Source organism: Desulfovibrio sp. TomC (assembly GCF_000801335.2).
Taxonomy (GTDB): domain Bacteria; phylum Desulfobacterota; class Desulfovibrionia; order Desulfovibrionales; family Desulfovibrionaceae; genus Solidesulfovibrio.
In genome coordinates, this window is sequence record NZ_JSEH01000061.1 from 1 (window position 1) to 1,898 (window position 1,898).

A 1,898-nucleotide genomic window follows, 5' to 3' on the forward strand; every position below is an offset into this window, starting at 1 on the left:
GCCGCGACGTGTTAGGGTTCACGACCGCCACAGGTTTTTGGCCGTCTTTGCCAGCGGCGTCAACAGTGGAATAAGCAGACTTCACGGCCGGTGTGCAAATATTAGAGGTGGGCTAAGCCTACGGGTGGACCTCAAGTGCCAGAGTTGCCCATTTCAACCGGACACATCCGCCAGCTGGAGTAGCCCCCGTATCGACTGGCCACCTCCTCCAGCCGACGTGGCCGGCTGGAGGTATGTCCAGGCAGAGTGCTCACGCATTCGCCGTGATCGAGGTCGCGAACATGGTCGAGCGGCGACATTGGCCCTTGGCTGAGAAACTGCGCATCGTCGAGGAGTCACTCTTGCCGGGCGTGAGCGTTGTTTTTGTGGCCAGAAAGCACGATGCCGCACCCAAATCTTATATTCCGATTGAGGAAGTTTGTAACCGAAGGAGGTTAAACGGCTGCGCAAGCGAACGACCATGTGGTGTATACTTCCAAACTTCGGGGGCTGAGAAATCAGATCATGCGCGTGACCATCTCGTGGAGAATGAACCGTTTGGCCCGGAATTGTGTAAGATTCCATTATGATTGAACGCTACACGACCTAACCATGTGAAATCATTTCAGAGAACAATAAATACGCATTGCCTTGACTTCGTGGCGAAAAGCAAAATACCAATATCTAGAAACAGGTTTACGATCCCCAATCTGTCACCAAAGGAGAAATCATGAAGAGAATCCTTTTTTGCGCCGACGGAACGTGGAATGGACCAACAGGCGACACCGATGGCGACAACCTTCCTGATGCAACCAATGTTTTCAAACTGTTTTGTTGTCTGCCGGGCAATGATTCCCCAGACTCTTTGATTCTGCAAAACGAACAGGAACGGGTGGATGACGCAACCAAGACCGTTGCCAAATATCTCCATGGTGTTGGCGACTCCAACAATCCGCTCGTCAAAGCGCTTGGCGGTGTCTTTGGCTCCGGACTTATAACCAGAATTATCCGTGGCTTTACCTTCCTGTCCAGAAACTACACCCCCGGCGACAAAATTATCCTGGTTGGTTTCAGTCGTGGCGCCTATACTGTACGGGCACTTGCCGGATTCATTGCCGCCTGTGGCCTCCTTGATGCGTCCGAGGTCACCATGTCCAACCAAATGGAAGCCTATATAGCCGCCGTAAATGCTTGGAACCGCTACCGCAGACAGGCCAAGGGCCATGGCATGGATAGGATCTTCGACTGGTTTCCACGGATATTTTCTCACCTGATCCACGACAAAACAACAGGGGGGGGATCGGTCCCCATCGAAGCTGTCGGGGTGTGGGATACCGTTGGAGCCCTCGGCATTCCTGTTTATAATCTGCAACGCGACACACGCTACAACCTTTTCGAATTCGATGACTGTGTCTTGAGCTCCCAGGTCAAACATGGCTTTCACGCCGTGTCAGTGGATGAGGAGCGCGTAGATTTCACCCCGACCCTGTGGAAAGATGACAGTCGCATCACGCAGATGCTTTTTGCCGGTGCCCATGCTGACGTCGGCGGCGGCTATAATACGTCGAATAACGAAAGCGACCTCTCCAATATTGCCCTGGACTGGATGCTTACCCAACTTGGCACTTGCGGCGTAATTTTTAGACCCGAATGTCGATCCAACTGGTGCCTAGCCCCGGCCAATCCACTTGGCCCATCGCATCAACCCTGGACGGAAGGCGTCTGGCGCACTCTGCCCCATGCCCCGCGCACACTGCCGCCTGAGCATAACCTGAAGATCGCCGCCAGTATCAAAGATCGCCTGAACCAGTCCGTGACGTTGCTGCCGTCAGGTCAGACCGTAGTTTATAACCCCCAAGCGTTGGGAGACGTTGCTCCGTAACGAGAGGCTCGGCCGACTCCCCGCACAACAAAGAGGC

2 protein-coding genes are annotated in these 1,898 nt (G+C 54.0%); both read left to right on the plus strand.

Features of this window, described 5'->3' with window-relative positions; all coding sequences use genetic code 11:
* The first annotated feature begins 281 nt into the window (after positions 1 to 281).
* Positions 282 to 569 (plus strand): transposase, encoded by a 288-nt coding sequence (locus NY78_RS25955; RefSeq protein WP_156181144.1) that lies wholly within the window; start codon positions 282 to 284, stop codon positions 567 to 569.
* A 140-nt stretch (positions 570 to 709) separates the two neighbouring features.
* Complete coding sequence (locus NY78_RS21495) at positions 710 to 1,861, plus strand: DUF2235 domain-containing protein (protein ID WP_053062318.1); 1,152 nt, start codon at positions 710 to 712, stop codon at positions 1,859 to 1,861.
* Positions 1,862 to 1,898: the final 37 nt, after the last annotated feature.

Bases quoted from the DNA above. Each gene is read 5' to 3' on its own strand.
- NY78_RS21495 (WP_053062318.1), top strand. From the start codon at position 710: ATGAAGAGAATCCTTTTTTGCGCCGACGGAACGTGGAATGGACCAACA.
- NY78_RS25955 (WP_156181144.1), top strand. From the start codon at position 282: ATGGTCGAGCGGCGACATTGGCCCTTGGCTGAGAAACTGCGCATCGTC.